General features: G+C 68.6%; 18 protein-coding genes. 11 read left to right on the top strand and 7 right to left on the bottom strand.

From position 1 onward, the window contains the following. Positions 1 to 14: 14 nt before the first annotated feature. Positions 15 to 485, bottom strand: a complete 471-nt coding sequence (locus tag ABD355_RS42205) for a GNAT family N-acetyltransferase (RefSeq protein ID WP_344406579.1) — start codon at positions 483 to 485, stop codon at positions 15 to 17. Between the two features lie 97 nt (positions 486 to 582). On the opposite strand from ABD355_RS42205, the gene ABD355_RS42200 reads away from it, so the two are divergent. Further along, positions 583 to 1,023: a MerR family transcriptional regulator gene (locus ABD355_RS42200; RefSeq protein ID WP_115908394.1), complete on the top strand. Its 441-nt coding sequence runs from the start codon at positions 583 to 585 to the stop codon at positions 1,021 to 1,023. After that, the gene (locus tag ABD355_RS42195) at positions 1,020 to 2,036 is read left to right on the top strand and encodes an aldo/keto reductase (protein WP_344406577.1); all 1,017 of its coding nucleotides are present in this window, start codon (positions 1,020 to 1,022) and stop codon (positions 2,034 to 2,036) included. The genes ABD355_RS42200 and ABD355_RS42195 overlap by 4 nt, the downstream gene beginning before the upstream one ends. A 29-nt stretch (positions 2,037 to 2,065) precedes the next feature. Here ABD355_RS42195 and ABD355_RS42190 read toward each other — a convergent pair whose 3' ends face one another. From ABD355_RS42190 to ABD355_RS42180, 3 genes are all read right to left on the bottom strand, one after another. Beyond that, the gene (locus tag ABD355_RS42190) at positions 2,066 to 2,935 is read right to left on the bottom strand and encodes a DUF4429 domain-containing protein (RefSeq protein ID WP_344406726.1); all 870 of its coding nucleotides are present in this window, start codon (positions 2,933 to 2,935) and stop codon (positions 2,066 to 2,068) included. 57 nt (positions 2,936 to 2,992) lie between these two features. Next, positions 2,993 to 4,210, bottom strand: a complete 1,218-nt coding sequence (locus ABD355_RS42185) for an alpha/beta hydrolase (RefSeq protein ID WP_344406576.1) — start codon at positions 4,208 to 4,210, stop codon at positions 2,993 to 2,995. 113 nt (positions 4,211 to 4,323) lie between these two features. Then, the gene (locus ABD355_RS42180; protein ID WP_344406575.1) at positions 4,324 to 4,950 is read right to left on the bottom strand and encodes a TetR family transcriptional regulator; all 627 of its coding nucleotides are present in this window, start codon (positions 4,948 to 4,950) and stop codon (positions 4,324 to 4,326) included. Positions 4,951 to 5,016: 66 nt separating this feature from the next. On the opposite strand from ABD355_RS42180, the gene ABD355_RS42175 reads away from it, so the two are divergent. Both ABD355_RS42175 and ABD355_RS42170 read left to right on the top strand, forming a co-directional pair. Continuing rightward, positions 5,017 to 6,636 (top strand): MFS transporter, encoded by a 1,620-nt coding sequence (locus ABD355_RS42175; RefSeq protein WP_344406573.1) that lies wholly within the window; start codon positions 5,017 to 5,019, stop codon positions 6,634 to 6,636. 279 nt (positions 6,637 to 6,915) lie between these two features. Next, entirely contained in the window at positions 6,916 to 7,224 is a 309-nt protein-coding gene (locus ABD355_RS42170) for a small hydrophobic protein (RefSeq protein WP_344406725.1), read from the top strand. Positions 7,225 to 7,290: 66 nt separating this feature from the next. On the opposite strand, the gene ABD355_RS42165 is transcribed toward ABD355_RS42170, so the two are convergent. Both ABD355_RS42165 and aceE read right to left on the bottom strand, forming a co-directional pair. Beyond that, a complete protein-coding gene (locus ABD355_RS42165; RefSeq protein WP_344406572.1) occupies positions 7,291 to 8,028 on the bottom strand; it encodes a potassium channel family protein in 738 nt (245 codons plus the stop codon). 38 nt (positions 8,029 to 8,066) lie between these two features. Further along, entirely contained in the window at positions 8,067 to 10,814 is a 2,748-nt protein-coding gene (gene aceE, locus ABD355_RS42160) for a pyruvate dehydrogenase (acetyl-transferring), homodimeric type (RefSeq protein WP_344406571.1), read from the bottom strand. A 353-nt stretch (positions 10,815 to 11,167) separates the two neighbouring features. Here aceE and ABD355_RS42155 point away from each other — a divergent pair, with 353 nt between their 5' ends. The 6 genes from ABD355_RS42155 (at position 11,168) to ABD355_RS42130 (ending at position 15,595) form a co-directional block, all read left to right on the top strand. Continuing rightward, complete coding sequence (locus tag ABD355_RS42155; RefSeq protein WP_020116104.1) at positions 11,168 to 11,599, top strand: DUF3052 domain-containing protein; 432 nt, start codon at positions 11,168 to 11,170, stop codon at positions 11,597 to 11,599. 107 nt (positions 11,600 to 11,706) lie between these two features. Next, positions 11,707 to 12,165, top strand: coding sequence for a peroxiredoxin (locus ABD355_RS42150; protein ID WP_123964840.1), 459 nt, complete (start codon positions 11,707 to 11,709; stop codon positions 12,163 to 12,165). 113 nt (positions 12,166 to 12,278) lie between these two features. Further along, positions 12,279 to 12,854, top strand: coding sequence for a calcium homeostasis/redox stress adaptation protein (locus tag ABD355_RS42145; RefSeq protein WP_115908402.1), 576 nt, complete (start codon positions 12,279 to 12,281; stop codon positions 12,852 to 12,854). 91 nt (positions 12,855 to 12,945) lie between these two features. Further along, a complete protein-coding gene (locus tag ABD355_RS42140; RefSeq protein WP_115908403.1) occupies positions 12,946 to 13,524 on the top strand; it encodes a TerD family protein in 579 nt (192 codons plus the stop codon). A gap of 52 nt (positions 13,525 to 13,576) precedes the next feature. Next, the gene (locus ABD355_RS42135) at positions 13,577 to 14,725 is read left to right on the top strand and encodes a DUF475 domain-containing protein (protein WP_344406567.1); all 1,149 of its coding nucleotides are present in this window, start codon (positions 13,577 to 13,579) and stop codon (positions 14,723 to 14,725) included. A 132-nt stretch (positions 14,726 to 14,857) separates the two neighbouring features. Next, positions 14,858 to 15,595, top strand: a complete 738-nt coding sequence (locus ABD355_RS42130; protein ID WP_344406566.1) for a TerD family protein — start codon at positions 14,858 to 14,860, stop codon at positions 15,593 to 15,595. Between the two features lie 37 nt (positions 15,596 to 15,632). Here the strand turns inward: ABD355_RS42130 and ABD355_RS42125 are convergent, their stop codons facing one another. Further along, on the bottom strand, positions 15,633 to 16,406 hold the full coding sequence (locus ABD355_RS42125; RefSeq protein ID WP_344406565.1) for a TerD family protein: 774 nt from the start codon (positions 16,404 to 16,406) through the stop codon (positions 15,633 to 15,635). 205 nt (positions 16,407 to 16,611) lie between these two features. On the opposite strand from ABD355_RS42125, the gene ABD355_RS42120 reads away from it, so the two are divergent. Next, complete coding sequence (locus tag ABD355_RS42120; protein WP_344406564.1) at positions 16,612 to 17,778, top strand: HpcH/HpaI aldolase/citrate lyase family protein; 1,167 nt, start codon at positions 16,612 to 16,614, stop codon at positions 17,776 to 17,778. The last annotated feature ends 6 nt before the right edge of the window (positions 17,779 to 17,784 follow it).

Below are 17,784 nucleotides of genomic sequence, written 5' to 3'. Positions count from 1 at the left end.
TCGAGCCTAAGCGCTCACAGGGTGAGCTCCAGCAACGGGTCGGGCTTGGGCTTGAACCCGAGCGACACATAGAGCGGCTCGGCGTCCGGGGAGGCGGTCAGGTGCACACGCGCGGCGCCGCGCTGCCGGAACCAGTCCAGCAGTACGTCCATGCATGCCCGCGCATACCCGCGACGGCGCGCGTCCGGATCGGTCGCCACACTGAAGACGAAGCCGACCGCCCCGTGCGGATCGCCCGCCTTCCCGATGCGGTAGTCCACCGTCCCGGCCACCAGCGCGGCCAATGCCCCCGGCCGCTCGGGATGGTCGACGACGAACGCGGCGAAGTTCCCCTCCGTCTCGCCCAGCCTCTCCCGCAGCCCCGGCAGCGACTGCGCGTGCCAGTCCGTGGCAGGATCCGACCCCGGCAGCGCATCGATCATCACCTGGCGCAGCCGCAGCACTTCCTGCGCGTCCTCGGGCACGGCCCGGCGTACAAGACTCATGCCCCGCACGCCAGCCACCGCCGACGCGCCATGTCCCGCCGATTTCTTACCGGTTCCGCTTGCTTGGAGTGCACTCGAAGGCCATAGCGTTGAGGTCATGACGGTGATGGAGACCACGCCCACCCGGACCGACAGCTGCGGTGCCCCGCCCCACCCCCATCGACGCCCCGAAGGCCAGGACAGTTACACGATCAGCGAGGTCGTCGCGTTCACCGGCCTCACCGCGCACACCCTGCGCTGGTACGAGCGCATCGGCCTGATGCCGCACGTGGACCGCTCGCACACGGGCCAGCGCCGCTACAGCAACCGCGACCTCGACTGGCTGGACCTCGTGGGCAAGCTCCGGCTCACCGGTATGCCGGTCGCCGACATGGTGCGGTACGCGGAACTGGTGCGCGAGGGCGACCACACGTTCGGCGAGCGCTTCGAACTGCTCGAGCAGACCCGCCGGGACGTGCTGTCCCGGATGGCGGAGCTCCAGGACACCCTCGCGGTGCTCGACCGGAAGATCAGTTTCTACGCGGAGAAGGTGCGATGACGGACAGCAGGATCCCGACCGTACGACTGGGCGCCGACGGCCCCGAGGTCGGCGTACAGGGCCTCGGCTGCATGGGCATGAGCTGGGCGTACGGCCCCTCGGATGCGGAGGAGGCGCGGGCCACCCTGGAGCGGGCGCTGGAGCTGGGCGTCACGCTGTACGACACGGCGGAGGGCTACGGCGACGGCGACAACGAGCGTTTCCTGTCGCCCTTCTTCAAGGCGCACCGCGACGAGGTCGTCATCGCGACGAAGTTCGGCGTACGCGTGCCGGCGGGCGACCGCACCAAGCGGGTCATCCGCGGCGACGCGCCGTACGTCCGCCAGGCCGCCGAGGGCAGCCTGCGCCGCCTGGACGTCGACGTCATCGACCTCTACTACATGCACCGGCGCGATGTGAACGTCCCGATCGAGGAGACCGTCGGCGCCATGGCCGAGCTGGTCCGCGAGGGCAAGGTCAAGCACCTCGGCCTCAGTGAGGTCACCGCCGACGAACTGCGGGCCGCGCAGGCCGTGCACCCGATCGCCGCCGTGCAGTCGGAGTGGTCCCTGTTCAGCCGGGACATCGAGGCCAACGTGGTGCCGGCCGCGCGCGAACTGGGCGTGGCCCTGGTGCCGTACTCCCCGCTCGGCCGTGGCTTCCTCGCCGGCTCCTTCTCCAACGCGGACAAGGACCTCACCGACGGCGACGTCCGCCGCACGATGCCCCGCTTCCAGGGCGACAACGCGGCCGCCAACGCCGCCCTCCTCGACCCCATCCGCACCGTGGCCGAGGCCCACAACGCCTCCCCGGCCCAGATCGCCCTGGCCTGGGTCCAGCAACGAGCCACGGTCCACGACCTGGCCGTGGCCCAGATCCCGGGCACGACAAAGGTCAGGCGGGTGGAGGAGAACGCAGCGGCAACGGCGATCGTCCTGACGGACGACGAACTGGCGGCACTGGAGCCGATCGCGTCCAAGGTGGCCGGCACGCGTTACCCGGACATGTCCTTCGCTTCAGCAGGCAGGGAGTAGGGCAAGCGCCCCCGCACCCGGCGACCTGCCTAAAGCTCCGCCAACAACTCCGCCTTCTTGACGGAGAACTCCTCGTCCGTCACCAGCCCCGCCTGATGCAGCTCCCCCAGGTGACGAATGCGCTCGGCGATGTCGGCCGGATCGCGCCTCGGCGCACCGGCCGACACCACAGCCGCCGCCCCGGCCCCCCGCACCGCAGCCAGCACAGCCGCCGCGAACGGCAACGACTCATGCACAGGCCCGTACCCCAAGCCGAACACCACGGCCGCCGGATCCTGATCGACCTGCACAGCCTGCGCAGCCTCCTGCGCAGCACTACGCCGCAACAACCGCAGATGCCCCTCGAACACCTCCGGCGACCGCCACTCCACCCCACTCAGCTCCCCGACGGGAAAGCTCTGGTCGCCGGCCTTCCACTTCGCCGACGACGCCCCCGTCCAGAACCACCTGAAGTGCACGGTCTTCCCGTCGAAGGACGCCTTGGCGTCATACGCCTTGAACTGCCGGGGCGCCTCGGGCGCGGCCACCAGAAACCGCTCGGCGGGCTCCCCGTCCGCGGTCAGCAGCCCCCGCAGTTCATCGGCGTAGTACTCGGCGAGAGCGTCCCGCTCGGCAGGCAGCACCAGCCGGTACGGATCGCACCCTTCCTTCAGCTGCCCCGCAGCCGCCTCCAGCAGCGGATCCGCCCCGGGCCGCAGCTCCGCCCGCAGGACGACGGTGCCGCGCTTGCCGGGGGACAGCGTCACCCCGGAGATCGCCTCCAGCGGCACCCGGCGTTCCCCCAGGGCCTGGAAGAGCTTGGGTGTTCGAATCCCCCGTTCGTAGCGGATGAGCACGGAGTCGGACTCGAACTCCCAGGCGGCATGAAATCCGGCCAGTACGTCACCCATGCGGCTCATCGTATGCATGACCCGCTCCTTCGTCTCCACCCCGCGCAGACCGCAGTTTCTGCGCCTCTACGCGCGTCCGGACGTGGACGCGCCGGACAAACCCTCCCGGCACACGTTCTCCTCGCGTGCGCAGTGCACCGACCGGTACGCGCCAACTCCGATCTCCGCGAAGTTCCGCACGCTCTCCGTGCCCGGCTCGAAATAACCGGCATGTCCCTTCGCACCCCGCGCGGACAGCACCCGCGCCCCGAACGCGGCCGACACCGGGTCGGCCCCGTGGCCCAGCCCGCCGAGCTCCAGGTACGGCACGTCCTGCACCCAGTCGGTGGCGTCCCGCATCGCCCACACCTGGGCGGTGGTGCGCAGATGGGAGGCGTTCGACACGCGCATGCCCGGGCTGGCGGCCACCGCTATGTCGGCCACCCGGCGCGGCAGTCCGGGCGCGGCGATGCCGCACACCACGGAGCCGTAGCTGTGGCAGAACAGCGAGACCGGCGCCTTGCCGGGCAGCCCGCGCAGCATGGCGTTCAGCCGCAGCGAGCCCTCCGCCGCGCGCATGGCCGTCGCCGAGTCGATGCCGAGCCCGGCGGGCGCCGTGTAGTCGGCCCAGGCGATCACGGCCGTACGCATCGTCGGGCTCGCCGCCTGCTCCGCCGCGTACAGCGACTGGGCCATGCCGAGGGCCGCCGAGTACGGGCGGTTGGTCTTCTGGAAGGTGAGCAGGTCGGTGTCGACGCCGGGGACCACGACCGACACACGCTCCGCGCGCTGCAGGTCCCCGATCACCTCCGCGACCCGCCCCGAGCCCTCGGGGTCGAAGGCCAGGATCTGCCGGCCCTTCTGCAGCAGCGACTCGTAGCGGTGCATGCGCCGGCCGGCGTCGTGCTGCCCGAGGAGCGAGAGCCGGCTGTCGTGCATACGCCCGAGCTCGACCTTGCGCTGCTCGGCGAGCGCGAGCCGGTTGGCGCGGTAGCGCAGCGCGAGGGGGGCACCGTTCATGTTGCCGACCGCGAGGGGGTAGCGGTGGGCGAGGTGGGTGCGCTCCTGGGCGGTGAGCGAGGCGAAGAAGCGGGCGAGGCGCGCGGGGGACGCGTCGGGGTCCGGCAGATGGTGTCCGTGGAGGGCGCCGTGCTCCCAGGAGGAGAGCGAGGCCTGCAGCGGAGTCACCGCGCGATGGCTGCGCAGGGCGGTCCATCCGGTGGTCGCCAGCATCACGAACACGACGGCCAGCGCGAGCAGGGCGCGCCAGACGTTCAGTTGCGGGGAGGTGTCGAAGGAAGTCACTGGGAGGACACACTAGGAGAACGAGAGGGTCTCGCGTGAGCTGAGTGACGGGTATCACGTTTCGATAAACGCGGCGATGACCTCAGTGTCTGTCAATGTCCTCGCGATGTGTCTCAGCGTGTTCGCCAGCTCTCCGTGAGTGCGGGCCCCACCTGTTCGAGGTACGAGATCGTCAACGCGCGCATCGCCTCGACGCTGAAGTCCTCACCGGTGGACCACTGCCGTTCCGTCACCCGCATCACCCCGCCGAAGATCGCCACGGCAAGGCGCGGCCGCGGGTCGGCGTCCACGTCCAGGCCCTCCCGCTCGGCGAGCACCCGCGCGATGGCGTCCTCCGTCTCCTCGTTGCGCCGCAGATGTGCGGCGAGCAGGACCGGCGTCGACTCGATCACCCGGTACATCCGCAGATACAGCTCGACCGGTACGACGGCCTCGATGACCTCGTGGAGCCTGTCCCAGCCCTCCAGGACCGCCTGGCGCAGCGCCGCCATCGGCGCCTCGTCCGCCGGCCGCTCGCGCAGGGCCTCGACGAACCGCGCCACCGCCAGCTCCTGCAGGGCGAGCGCGGCCTCCTCCTTGCCGGCGAAGTAGCGGAAGAAGGTGCGCTGCGAGACGTCGACGGCCTCGGCGATGTCGTCGACGGTCGTCTGCTCGTACCCGCGGGTGGTGAACAGTTCGACGGCGGCCCGCAGCAGCGCGTCCCGGGTGCGCTGTTTCTTGCGTTCGCGGAGTGTTTCCATATGCGTCAGTTACTGACTTGTGAATTGGTTTGTCAATTGTCAGTGGCTGTCACTAGCCTCGAACGCATGACTAGTCAGACCACCATCGACACGACGGGGCCGGGGGACGAGGTGCCGGCAGCCCCGTCGGACGCGCCGGGGGCCTCCGGGCTGCGCGGCCACCCGTGGTTCACCCTCATCACCGTCGCCGTCGGGGTCATGATGGTGGCCCTCGACGGGACCATCGTGGCCATCGCCAACCCGGCCATCCAGAAGGACCTCAAGGCGAGCTTCGCCGACGTCCAGTGGATCACCAACGGGTACTTCCTGGCCCTCGCGGTCTCCCTGATCACCGCGGGCAAGCTCGGCGACCGCTTCGGGCACCGCCAGACCTTCCTGATCGGCGTGACCGGCTTCGCCGCCGCCTCCGGTGCCATCGGCCTGTCGAACGGCATCGCCGCGGTCGTCACCTTCCGCGTCTTCCAGGGCCTGTTCGGCGCGCTGCTGATGCCGGCCGCGCTCGGCCTGCTGCGGGCGACCTTCCCGGCCGAGAAGCTCAACATGGCCATCGGCATCTGGGGCATGGTCATCGGCGCCTCCACCGCCGGCGGCCCGATCCTCGGCGGCGTCCTGGTCGAGCACGTCAACTGGCAGTCGGTGTTCTTCATCAATGTGCCGGTCGGCGCGATCGCCCTGCTCCTGGGCCTTCTCATCCTGCGCGACCACCGCGCGGAGAACGCCCCCCGGTCCTTCGACCTCCTGGGCATAGCCCTGCTCTCGGGCGCGATGTTCTGCCTGGTCTGGGCCCTGATCAAGGCCCCGGCCTGGGGCTGGGGCGACGGCAGGACCTGGACGTTCATAGCCGCCTCGATCGTCGGCTTCGTCCTCTTCTCCTTCTGGGAGACGAAGGTCGAGGAGCCGCTGATCCCGCTGACCCTCTTCCGCTCGGTCCCGCTGTCCGCGGGTGTCGTGCTGATGGTCCTGATGGCCATCGCCTTCATGGGCGGCCTGTTCTTCGTGACGTTCTACCTGCAGAACGTGCACGGCATGAGCCCGATCAAGGCCGGCGAGCATCTGCTCCCGCTCACCGGCATGATGATCGTCGGCTCCCCGCTCGCGGGCGCGCTGATCACCAGGCTGGGCCCGCGCATCCCGCTGGCCGGCGGCATGGCGGCCACCGCGATCGCCATGTACGGCATGTCGACGCTGAAGGCGGACACCGGCAGCGCCCTCATGTCCCTCTGGTTCGCTCTGCTCGGCCTCGGCCTCGCGCCGGTCATGGTCGGCGCCACGGAGGTCATCGTCGGCAACGCGCCCATGGAGCTCTCCGGCGTCGCCGGCGGCCTCCAGCAGGCGGCGATGCAGATCGGCGGCAGCCTCGGTACGGCCGTCCTCGGCGCCGTGATGGCGTCCAAGGTCGACAGCGACCTCGCCGGCAACTGGAAGGACGCCGGCCTCCCGCCGCTCACCCCGACCCAGCTGGGCCAGGCCTCCGAGGCCGTCCAGGTCGGTGTGGCCCCGGTCGCCAAGGGCACCCCGGAGGCGATCGCTGCGAAGATCGCGGGCGTCGCGCACGACACGTTCATCTCCGGCATGAGCCTGGCGTCCCTGGTCGCGTGCGGAGTCGCGGTCGTGGCCGTCTTCGTCGCCCTGCTCACCAAGCGCGGCGAGAACGCGGAGGCGGGTGCGGGCGCGGCCCACATCTGACGCGGTGAAGCCCGGCGAACTTGACGGGTTTTCAACGGACTTCGCCTATCAGGGTGAAGAAGCTAAAGATTCCTCGCGTCCGGTGCGCACCGCAGGCCACAGTGGTCAAGCCCTCCCACACGGCATGTTCCTCGGGCAAGTTCGTACGGTGTGGAGGGTGACCGGTGCTGCGGCGCGCTGCCGGAGGGGGGCAGCGCGCCGGCAGCTCCGAGGATTAGGAAGCGCACCGTGGGTACCCGCTCGTTGAACCCCGAACAGACCCCGGGGTTCAGGGAGTTGATGATGGCGGGCTTCGGACACGGAACGCGCAGGTACCCCCGCTCACGTGGCCGTACGTGGTCACGGACCGGGCCGGATCGCGCAACGCTCGGAATCATCGGAACCATCTGCGCGGTCGCGGGATTCTTTGTGCTGGGGATCATCCTCGGCCCCGCCGCGATCGTCTGCGGCTGGCTCGCAATGGGCCGCACCTGGGCGGGCAGCCGCTCGGTTCCGGCCTTGGTCGCCTTCGTACTGGGCGCCATCGACACGCTCCTGGCGATCGTGTGGCTCGCCGGAGCGGCAACCCCGGGCAACGGTCTCTTCTGACCCGGGGCGAGTGAGGGAAGGGCCCCCGGCGGATCGGCCGGGGGCCCACCCGCGGGGCAGCCCCGTTCACGGTCTGGCCGACGGCTCCCGCAACGCCGCCACCTCGGCCCGAAGCGCCCGCACCTCCTCCGTGAGCGCCTCGATCGCCTCCGTCTGCCGCCGCTCCTCCACGTCGTCCATCTCGAACCGCGAGATGAACCACGCGGCGATGTTCGCGGTCACCACACCCAGCAGCGCTATCCCGGCCAGCATCAGCCCGACGGCGATCATCCGCCCCAGCCCGGTCGTCGGCGCATGGTCCCCGTACCCCACGGTCGTCATCGTGGTGAACGACCACCACACCGCGTCACCCAGCGTCCGGATGTTCCCGTTCGGCGAGTCCCGCTCCACCGAGAGCACGGCCAGCGACCCGAACATCAGCAACCCGATGACGGCACCCGCGACATACGTCGTCAGCTGGATCTGCGAGGCCATCCGCGCCCGCCGCCCGACGAGTATCAGCGTCGACACCATCCGCAGCAGCCGCAACGGCTGAAGCATCGGCAGCACGACCGCACACAGGTCTATCCAGTGCGTCCGCACGAACTCCTTGCGCCGCGGGGAGAGCCCCACCCGTACCAGATAGTCCGTGGCGAACGCCCCCCAGACCACCCACTCCACCACCGTGCACGCGGACGTCAGCGAGTGCCCCGCGGAGTGGTCCACGATCGGCACGGCATACGCAACGGCAAAAGCCACCGCGAGCGCCAGCAGGGGCCGTTGGGTGTGCTGCTCCCAACGCCCCTGCGCCGTCTGTTGCTTCATGCCCGCATCGTATGGAACGCGGACGCGCGGTTTTGCGACTAGGCGTCGCCGCCCGCGGCACCCGGGTCCGCCGCCGCAACATCCAGCAACTGATACCGGTCGATGGCCTGCTTGAGCACCGACCGGTCCACCTTCCCCTCCTTCGCCAGTTCCGTGAGCACCGCCACCACGATCGACTGCGCGTCGATGTGGAAGAACCGCCGAGCCGCCCCCCGGGTGTCGGCGAAGCCGAACCCATCGGCACCCAGGGACTGGTAAGACCCCGGCACCCACCGAGCGATCTGGTCCGGAACCGACCGCATCCAGTCGGAAACGGCCACGAAGGGCCCCTGCGCGCCCGACAGCTTCTGCGTCACATACGGCACCCGCTGCTCCTCCTCGGGGTGCAGCAGATTGTGCCGCTCGACGTCCACGGCCTCGCGACGCAGCTCGTTCCAGGAGGTCGCCGACCAGACGTCGGCCCTGACGTTCCACTCCTCGGCGAGGATCTTCTGCGCCTCGACGGCCCACGGCACCGCGACACCGGACGCCATGATCTGCGCCGGAATCGACCCCGAAGTCCCCTCGGAGAGCCGGTGGATGCCCTTGAGGATGCCCTCGACGTCCACGTTCTCCGGCTCGGCCGGGTGCTGGATGGGCTCGTTGTAGACGGTGAGGTAGTAGAAGACGTCCTCGCCGTGCGGGTGCTCCGCGTCCCCGCCGTACATCCGCCGCAGACCGTCCTGCACGATGTGCGCGATCTCGTACGAGTACGCCGGGTCGTAGGCGACACAGCCCGGGTTGGTCGAGGCGAGCAGCTGCGAATGGCCGTCCGCGTGCTGCAGCCCCTCACCGGTCAGCGTCGTACGGCCGGCGGTCGCACCCAGTACGAAACCGCGCGCCAGCTGGTCGGACATCTGCCAGAACTGGTCACCGGTGCGCTGGAAACCGAACATCGAGTAGAAGACGTACACCGGGATCAGCGGTTCGCCGTGCGTGGCGTACGCCGAGCCCGCCGCGATCAGCGAGGCCGTGCAGCCCGCCTCGGAGATGCCGTCGTGCAGCATCTGGCCGGTCGGCGACTCCTTGTACGCGAGCAGCAGATCGCGGTCGACCGCCTCGTACTGCTGGCCGAGCGGGTTGTAGATCTTCGCGCTCGGGAAGAAGGAGTCCATGCCGAACGTGCGGTACTCGTCCGGCGCGATCAGCACGAACCGCCTGCCGAGCTCCTTGTCCCGCATGAGGTCCTTCAGCAGCCGTACGAAAGCCATGGTCGTGGCGATCGACTGCTGACCGGAGCCCTTCTTCACCGTCGCGTACGTCTTGTCGTCCGGCAGCGCGAGCGGCTTGGAGCGCACGACGCGGGTCGGGACATAGCCTCCGCACTGCTTGCGGTGGTCGTGCATGTACTGGATCTCTTCCGAGTTCCGCCCCGGGTGGTAGTACGGCGGAAGCCCGCTCTCCAGGTCCTTGTCGGAGATCGGCAGGTGCAGCCGGTCGCGGAAGCGCTTGAGGTCGTCGACCGTCAGCTTCTTCATCTGGTGCGTGGCGTTGCGGCCCTCGAAGTTCGGGCCGAGCGTCCAGCCCTTGATCGTCTTGGCCAGGATCACCGTCGGCTGGCCCTTGTGCGCCTTGGCCGCCGAGAACGCCGCGAAGATCTTCCTGTGGTCGTGACCGCCGCGGCCCAGGTGCAGGATCTGGTCGTCGGTCATGCCCTCGACCATCGCGCGCAGCCGCTGGTCGTCGCCGAAGAAGTTCTCGCGGATGTACGCCCCGGACTCGGTGGCGTACGTCTGGAACTGACCGTCCGGCGTCGTGTTCATCTTGTTGACGAGGATGCCGTCGCGGTCCTGCGCGAGCAGCGGGTCCCAGGAGCGGTCCCAGATCAGCTTGATCACGTTCCAGCCGGCGCCGCGGAAGACCGACTCCAGCTCCTGGATGACCTTGCCGTTGCCGCGCACGGGGCCGTCCAGGCGCTGCAGATTGCAGTTGACGACGAAGGTCAGGTTGTCCAGGCCCTCACGGGCGGCGATGGTCAGCTGGCCGAGCGACTCCGGCTCGTCCATCTCGCCGTCGCCGAGGAACGCCCAGACATGGGACTTGCTCGTGTCGGCGATCCCGCGCGCATGCATGTAGCGGTTCATCCGGGCCTGGAAGATCGCACCGATCGGGCCGAGGCCCATCGACACGGTCGGGAACTCCCAGAAGTCCGGCATCGAGCGAGGGTGCGGGTAGGAGGACAGGCCGTTCGGAGCCTTCGACTTCTCCTGCCGGAAGCCGTCCAGCTGCTGCTCGCTGAGGCGGTCGAGCAGGAACGCGCGGGCGTAGATGCCCGGGGAGGCGTGGCCCTGGAAGAAGACCTGGTCGCCGCCGTCGCCCTCGTCCTTGCCGCGGAAGAAGTGGTTGAAGCCGACGTCGTAGAGGGACGCGGAGGAGGCGAAGGTGGCGATGTGGCCGCCGACGCCGATGCCGGGGCGCTGGGCGCGTGAGACCATGACCGCCGCGTTCCAGCGCGTCGCGTTCAGGACCTTGCGCTCGATCTCCTCGTTGCCGGGGAAGAACGGCTCGTCCTTGGTCGCGATCGTGTTGACGTAGTCCGTGCTGCGCATCTCGGGGACGGCCACGCGCTTCTCGCGGGCCCGCTCGATCAGCCGCAGCATCAGATAGCGGGCCCGCTCACGGCCGCGCTCGTCGACTGCGGCGTCCAGGGAGTCGAGCCACTCCTGGGTTTCCTCGGGATCGAAGTCAGGAACCTGACTCGGAAGGCCGCCAATGATGATCGGGTTGCGATCGGATCCGGAAGCCACGCTGTTCCTTACCTGTCAGAGGGCTGCATTGAGCTGCTTTTCGGTATGCCTGCACCGTTCCCCATCGTGTACCTCGGGGAAGCAAACGTCATCTCTACTGAGAGGTAACCGAGACCTACGTCAGCTCCGGCTGGTTCCCAATGCCACAAAGGGGGCAGAAGGGTGTGGTGTAGGTCACTTGTGGCGGCGGTTGCATGCCTGGAGTTGGGGTGACACGGCCAGGATCGTCACCGTTTCGGCGGTCTGAACGGCCGGGTACTTGCGCGATCCGCCCCGCCCGTGTGGACTACGGCCAATGCTTCGCGCACGCGCGTGGCTGAGATACTCACCAAGACATGATCAGGAGGCAACCCGTGAGCGCGACCGCGGACCACGCGGAGACGAGCCCTGCCGTCAGGCTGGGGTTCCAGCCCGAACAGGTGGTCCAGGAGATCGGCTACGACGACGACGTAGACCAGGAACTCCGCGAGGCCATCGAGCAGGTCATCGGCAGCGACCTTGTGGACGAGGACTACGACGACGTCGCCGATGCCGTGGTGCTCTGGTTCCGCGACGAGGACGGCGACCTGACCGATGTGCTGGTGGACGCCACCACGTACATCGAGGAGGGCGGCTCGATCCTGCTGCTGACGCCGAAGACCGGCCGCGACGGCTACGTGGAGCCGAGCGACATCTCCGAAGCCGCGACGACGGCGGGGCTGTCCGCCTCCAAGAGCGTCAGCGTGGGCAAGGACTGGAGCGGCAGCCGGCTGGTGACGCCGAAGGCCGCGAAGTCCAAGAAGTAGACCACTGGGGGACGGGCTGAGGACGCTCAGCCCGTCCGTCGGCTTTCGGTGATCTCTGCGTAGGGTGGGAGCCACCCGAACAGCCCCACCGAAAGGGACGTATCCCGATGGCGATCCAGGTCGGCGACAAGGCCCCCGACTTCGAGCTCAAGGACAACCACGGCGCCACCGTGAAGCTCTCCGAGTTCCGTGGCAGCAAGAACGTGGTCCTGCTCTTCTACCCCTTCGCCTTCACCGGTGTGTGCACCGGCGAGCTGTGCGAGGTGCGGGACAACCTGCCGCAGTTCTCCGACCGCGACACCCAGGTGCTCGCCGTCTCCAACGACTCCATCCACACCCTGCGCGTCTTCGCCGAGCAGGAGGGCCTGGAGTACCCGCTGCTGAGCGACTTCTGGCCGCACGGCGAGGTCTCCCGCGCCTACGGCGTCTTCGCCGAGGACAAGGGCTGCGCGGTGCGCGGCACCTTCGTCATCGACAAGGAGGGCGTGGTGCGCTGGACCGTCGTCAACGCGCTGCCGGACGCCCGCGACCTGAACGAGTACGTGAAGGCGCTCGACACCCTGTGATTCTTCGGCTCCAAGCCATGCGTGGGGCGGGAACCCGTCACTAGGATCGACTCGTTGATCCGGTATCAAACGCACGGCGGGGCTCCCCGCCCCTGGACACCAATGGAGGACTCGTGGGAGTCAGCCTCAGCAAGGGCGGCAACGTATCGCTGACCAAGGAGGCCCCGGGCCTGACCGCGGTCATCGTCGGTCTGGGGTGGGACGTCCGCACCACGACCGGTACCGACTTCGACCTGGACGCCAGCGCACTGCTGCTGAACTCCTCGGGCAAGGTCAGCAGCGACGCCAACTTCGTCTTCTTCAACAACCTCAAGAGCCCGGACGGCTCGGTCGAGCACACCGGTGACAACATCACCGGTGAGGGCGAGGGCGACGACGAGCAGATCAAGATCAACCTCGCGGCCGTCCCGGCCGACGTCGAGAAGATCGTGTTCCCGGTCTCCATCTACGACGCCGAGAACCGCCAGCAGTCGTTCGGCCAGGTGCGCAACGCGTTCATCCGCGTGGTGAACCAGGCGGGCGAGGCGGAGATCGCACGCTACGACCTCTCCGAGGACGCCTCGACGGAGACCGCCATGGTCTTCGGCGAGCTGTACCGGCACGGCGCGGAGTGGAAGTTCCGCGCCATCGGCCAGGGGTACGCGTCGGGGCTGCGCGGCATCGCGCAGGACTTCGGCGTGAACGTCTGAGACCCGTCACCGTCCGGCGTCGCACCGTTTGAGTGCGGCGCCGGACGTGCAGGACAACCAAAGAAGCACCATCTCGGGGAGGACCAGCATCATGGGCGTCACGCTCGCCAAGGGGGGCAATGTCTCCCTGTCCAAGGCCGCACCCAACCTGACCCAGGTGATGATCGGGCTCGGCTGGGACGCGCGCTCCACCACCGGAGCCCCGTTCGACCTCGACGCCAGCGCCCTGCTGTGCGGCGCCGGCAACCGGGTCCTGGGCGACGAGTACTTCGTCTTCTACAACCAGCTCAAGAGCCCGGAGGGCTCGGTGGAGCACACGGGCGACAACCTCACCGGTGAGGGCGAGGGCGACGACGAGTCGATCCTGGTCGACCTGACCCGGGTGCCGGCCCACTGCGAGAAGATCGTCTTCCCGGTCTCGATCCACATGGCCGACGAGCGCGCCCAGACCTTCGGACAGGTCAGCAACGCCTTCATCCGCGTCGTCAACCAGGCCGACGGCCAGGAGCTCGCGCGCTACGACCTGAGTGAGGACGCCTCCACCGAAACCGCGATGATCTTCGGTGAGCTCTACCGCTACCAGGGCGAATGGAAGTTCAGGGCGGTGGGACAGGGGTACGCGTCGGGGCTGCGCGGCATCGCTCTAGACTTTGGGGTCAACGTTTCGTAAAGCCGAGTACGGCGCGGGGGAGAGACCCGTACCGATACGGATTGGGTAGCCAGTGCTTCTGAAAACCTTCGGCTGGTCGTTCGCGATTACCGCGGTCGGCCTGGCCGTCGCCGTCCTCTACGGGGGGTGGGAGGCCTTCGGCATCGTGGCGATCCTCTCCATCCTCGAGATCTCGCTGTCGTTCGACAACGCGGTGGTCAACGCCGGAATCCTGAAGAAGATGAACGCCTTCTGGCAGAAGATCTTCCTCACCGTCGGCGTCCTCATCGCGGTCTTCGGCATGCGGCTGGTCTTCCCGGTCGTCATCGTCGCGGTCACCGCCAAGAAGAGCCCCATCGACGCCGTCAACCTGGCCCTGACCGACAAGGACCAGTACCAGCAGCTCGTCACCGACGCCCACCCGGCGATCGCCGCCTTCGGTGGCATGTTCCTGCTGATGATCTTCCTCGACTTCATCTTCGAGGACCGGGACATCCAGTGGCTGCGCTGGATCGAGCGCCCGCTGGCCAAGCTCGGCAAGGTCGACATGCTGTCGGTCTGCATCGCCCTGGTCGTCCTGCTGATCACCTCCTTCACCTTCGCGGTCCACGCCCACCAGCACGGCGGCGCGCACGTCGACAAGGCGCAGACGGTGCTGATCTCCGGCATCGCCGGTCTGATCACGTACATGGTCGTCGGCGGGCTCTCCGGCTACTTCGAGGACAAGCTCGAGGAAGACGAGGAGCGGGAGCACGAGGAGGAGGAAGAGGCCGCGCGCACCGGCAAGAAGCGCTCGGCGGTCGCCCTCGCCGGCCAGGCCGCGTTCTTCATGTTCCTCTACCTCGAGGTCCTCGACGCGTCCTTCTCCTTCGACGGCGTGATCGGCGCGTTCGCCATCACCAACGACATCGTGCTGATGGCGCTGGGTCTCGGCATCGGCGCCATGTACGTCCGTTCGCTGACCGTGTACCTGGTCCGCCAGGGCACCCTCGACGACTACGTCTACCTGGAGCACGGCGCGCACTACGCGATCGGTGCGCTGGCCGTGATCCTCATGGTCACCATCCAGTACCAGATCAACGAGGTCATCACCGGCCTCGTCGGTGTCGTCCTGATCGGCTGGTCCTTCTGGTCCTCGGTGCGCCGCAACAAGGCGCTCGCGGAAGCCGAGGGAAAAGCGGCGGGCTCGGACGAGAAGACTGAGATCTCGTCCGGGGTGTGAGGCACCTCCGGCCGGGGATATGACACAGGCTCTGAGGGAACGCTCTGTGCGGGGCGGCCGGTCTCCGGTCGCCCCGCCGGTTTTTCAAGTGGAGCCGGGTCCAGTGGGGCCCGGGTGAATCTGGGGGCGGGAATGGGCTTCTTGGACGGACTCTGGCGCGGACGCGAGGCCGACTTCGACTCGGGCAGCGCCGCCACCAACTCCATCGAGCTGACCAAACGGCACCACCAGGTCTCCCTCACCAAGCAGGGCGCCGCCACCGGGCATCTGCGCATCAATCTGAGCTGGCGGATGCGGACCTCCGACATCGGCGGCTCACAACGGGAGTCCCTGTGGCGGCACCCCTTCAAGGCGCTCAGGCCCCCGGAGGTCATGGGGCACAGCCAGAGCATGGTCAACGTCGACCTCGACCTGGCGTGTCTGTACGAGCTCCAGGACGGCACCAAGGGTGTCGTGCAGCCGCTCGGCAACTACTTCGGGGACGTCAACACACCGCCGTACGTCAAGCTCAGCGGCGACGACCGCTTCGGCTCGGCGTCCGGCGAGACGATGTACGTCAACCTCGACCACCGGGACGAGATCAAGCGGCTGCTGGTGTTCGTGTACATCTACGACCAGACGCCGGCGTTCGACCGTACGCACGCGATCGTGACGCTGTATCCGAGCAATGGGCCCCGGATCGAGATCCATCTTGACGAGCGGCATCCGCAGGCTCGGTCGTGTGCGGTGGTGATGATCGAGAACGTGAAGGGGGAGTTGGTGGTGCGGCGTGAGGTGAAGTTCGTGTACGGGTTCCAGGCGGAGCTTGATCGGTTGTACGGGTGGGGGTTGCAGTGGGGGCGGGGGTACAAGTCCGCGGTGGAGCGGTAGGCGCACCCTGGGAACTCGGCCTTGAGGGGCGCCTCCGCTACCGCCCGATGAACTGCGGCCCCTGCGGCGGGAGCCGGAAATCCGGGTTCGGGGCCGGGACCGTTGCCGGGGGTGGGTAGCCGTAGCCGGTGGAGGCTGCTGCTGGCTGGGGGTAGCCGTAGGCGGGCTGGGAGGCGGGCGGCTGCTGGGGGTAACCGTAGGCCGGTTGCGTGGGGACCGCGGTGGGCTGCTCCGGGGGGAGGGGCTGGGATAGCTCCGGGGTGGGCTCCGACTCGTCCACCGAGATGCCGAACTCGGTGGCGAGGCCCTTCAGGCCGTCCGAGTAGCCCTCGCCCAGGGCGCGGAACTTCCACAGGTCGTCACGGCGGTACAACTCGCCGCAGATCAGGGCGGTCTCCTGGCCCGTCTGGGGCTTGATGTCGAAGAGGATCAGCGGCTCGTCGGCCGCGCTCGCCGCGTCGTACAGCAGGATGCGCAGGCCCTGTACGCGGTCGAAGGTGACGTCGTCCGCCGAAGCGACCAGGAGAATCCGGCTGACATCGGCCTCGACTCCGGCCAGATCTGTCTGGATCGTGTCGGTGAGGCCGTCGGCGACACGTTTCTTGCCGAGCCACCTCGCCTTCCCGGAGGGGTGCCGGGGCTGGTTGTAGAAGACGAAGTCCTCGTCGGAGCGCACACGACCGTCGGGGCCGAGGAGCAGCGCCGAGGCGTCGACGTCCGGGACCCCCTGCCCGGGCGTCCAGCGCAGCACGGCGCGCACCGTGGTGGCCTCGAGCGGGACGTTCGACCCCTTCAGCATCGCGTGCGTCATGCGGTCATCCTGCCCTCTCGGTCCTGGTCACGACAACGCGGGGGTAGGGGCCCGCGGCCGGGTCGACGGCTTGTCGAATCGGCGTCGACATGGCCGAGTTACCAGAAATTCATGCCCTGCGGGAACCCCTGACATGACTTTCTACGTACTATTACCGGCCACCCATTACCAATCCATAGCCTTACCGGCGGCACGGGGGAGTTCTATGCGTCATTTCGGGCACATCGCCCCGGAGGTGCGGCAGCGCCTCTTCCATCAGGAGCCGTGCGAGTTCGACACGGACTCCCCTGCCCGGCTGCTCTCCGCGGCCCTGGGCGCCACGCTCTACAGTCCGGCCACCAGGCCGCGGCTGGCCGACGACATCGTCAAGCAGGCCGGACTCGGCGTGGTCTCGATGGTGCTGTGCCTGGAGGACTCGATCGACGACGCGGACGTGGTCGCGGGGGAGGAGAACCTCGTCCGCCAGTTCGCCGACCTGGCCGGGCGGGACGGAGCCGAGCTGCCGCTGCTGTTCGTCCGGGTCCGTACGCCCGAGCAGATCCCCGACCTGGTTCAGCGGCTCGGGGCGAGCGTCCGGCTGCTGTCCGGGTTCGTGATGCCCAAGTTCACCGAGGAGCGGGGGATCCCCTTCCTGGAGGCCCTGGCGAGCGCCGAGGCCGCGAGCGGGCACCGGCTGTTCGCCATGCCCGTGCTGGAGTCGCCCGAGCTGCTCTACCGCGAGTCGCGGGTGGAGACCCTGGAGGGCATCGCCCGCGCCGTCGACAAGTACCGCGACCGCGTGCTCGCACTGCGCCTCGGCGTCACCGACTTCTGCTCCTCGTACGGCCTGCGCCGGGCTCCCGACATGACGGCCTACGACGTCCATGTCGTCGCCTCCGTGATCTCCGACGTGGTGAACCTGCTGGGGCGGGCCGACGGCACCGGGTTCACGGTGACCGGGCCGGTGTGGGAGTACTTCCGGGTCCCGGAGCGCATGTTCAAGCCGATGCTGCGGACCAGCCCCTTCCTCGAGGGGCAGGCGGTCGAGCTGCGCGAGAAACTGATTGAGCACGCCATGGACGGGCTGCTGCGGGAGATCTCCCTGGACCAGGCCAACGGCCTGCTGGGCAAGACCTGCATCCACCCCTCCCATGTACTGCCCGTGCACGCGCTGTCCGTGGTCAGTCACGAAGAGTTCGGCGATGCCGCGGACATCCTGCGGCCCGAGCGGGGCGGCGGGGGTGTACTGAGATCGGCGTACACCAACAAGATGAACGAGGTGAAGCCGCACCGCGCGTGGGCCGAGCGGACCATGCTGCGGGCCGAGGTGTTCGGCGTCGCCCGCGAGGACGTCAGCTTTGTGGATCTGCTCGCCGCGGGCATTCCCGGCTGAGCCGCA

Source organism: Streptomyces longisporus, assembly GCF_039532765.1.
In the GTDB taxonomy this organism is placed as follows: domain Bacteria; phylum Actinomycetota; class Actinomycetes; order Streptomycetales; family Streptomycetaceae; genus Streptomyces; species Streptomyces longisporus.
The sequence above is the reverse complement of the archived record's forward strand: the minus strand, read 5'-3'. Positions and strand labels throughout refer to the sequence as shown.

Excerpts from the sequence above, each read along its gene's own strand:
- ABD355_RS42205 (WP_344406579.1), bottom strand. The coding sequence starts at position 485 with ATGAGTCTTGTACGCCGGGCCGTGCCCGAGGACGCGCAGGAAGTGCTG.
- ABD355_RS42200 (WP_115908394.1), top strand. The coding sequence starts at position 583 with ATGACGGTGATGGAGACCACGCCCACCCGGACCGACAGCTGCGGTGCC.
- ABD355_RS42195 (WP_344406577.1), top strand. The coding sequence starts at position 1,020 with ATGACGGACAGCAGGATCCCGACCGTACGACTGGGCGCCGACGGCCCC.
- ABD355_RS42190 (WP_344406726.1), bottom strand. The coding sequence starts at position 2,935 with ATGAGCCGCATGGGTGACGTACTGGCCGGATTTCATGCCGCCTGGGAG.
- ABD355_RS42180 (WP_344406575.1), bottom strand. The coding sequence starts at position 4,950 with ATGGAAACACTCCGCGAACGCAAGAAACAGCGCACCCGGGACGCGCTG.
- ABD355_RS42175 (WP_344406573.1), top strand. The coding sequence starts at position 5,017 with ATGACTAGTCAGACCACCATCGACACGACGGGGCCGGGGGACGAGGTG.
- ABD355_RS42170 (WP_344406725.1), top strand. The coding sequence starts at position 6,916 with ATGATGGCGGGCTTCGGACACGGAACGCGCAGGTACCCCCGCTCACGT.
- ABD355_RS42165 (WP_344406572.1), bottom strand. The coding sequence starts at position 8,028 with ATGAAGCAACAGACGGCGCAGGGGCGTTGGGAGCAGCACACCCAACGG.
- ABD355_RS42150 (WP_123964840.1), top strand. The coding sequence starts at position 11,707 with ATGGCGATCCAGGTCGGCGACAAGGCCCCCGACTTCGAGCTCAAGGAC.
- ABD355_RS42140 (WP_115908403.1), top strand. The coding sequence starts at position 12,946 with ATGGGCGTCACGCTCGCCAAGGGGGGCAATGTCTCCCTGTCCAAGGCC.
- ABD355_RS42130 (WP_344406566.1), top strand. The coding sequence starts at position 14,858 with ATGGGCTTCTTGGACGGACTCTGGCGCGGACGCGAGGCCGACTTCGAC.
- ABD355_RS42125 (WP_344406565.1), bottom strand. The coding sequence starts at position 16,406 with ATGACGCACGCGATGCTGAAGGGGTCGAACGTCCCGCTCGAGGCCACC.
- ABD355_RS42120 (WP_344406564.1), top strand. The coding sequence starts at position 16,612 with ATGCGTCATTTCGGGCACATCGCCCCGGAGGTGCGGCAGCGCCTCTTC.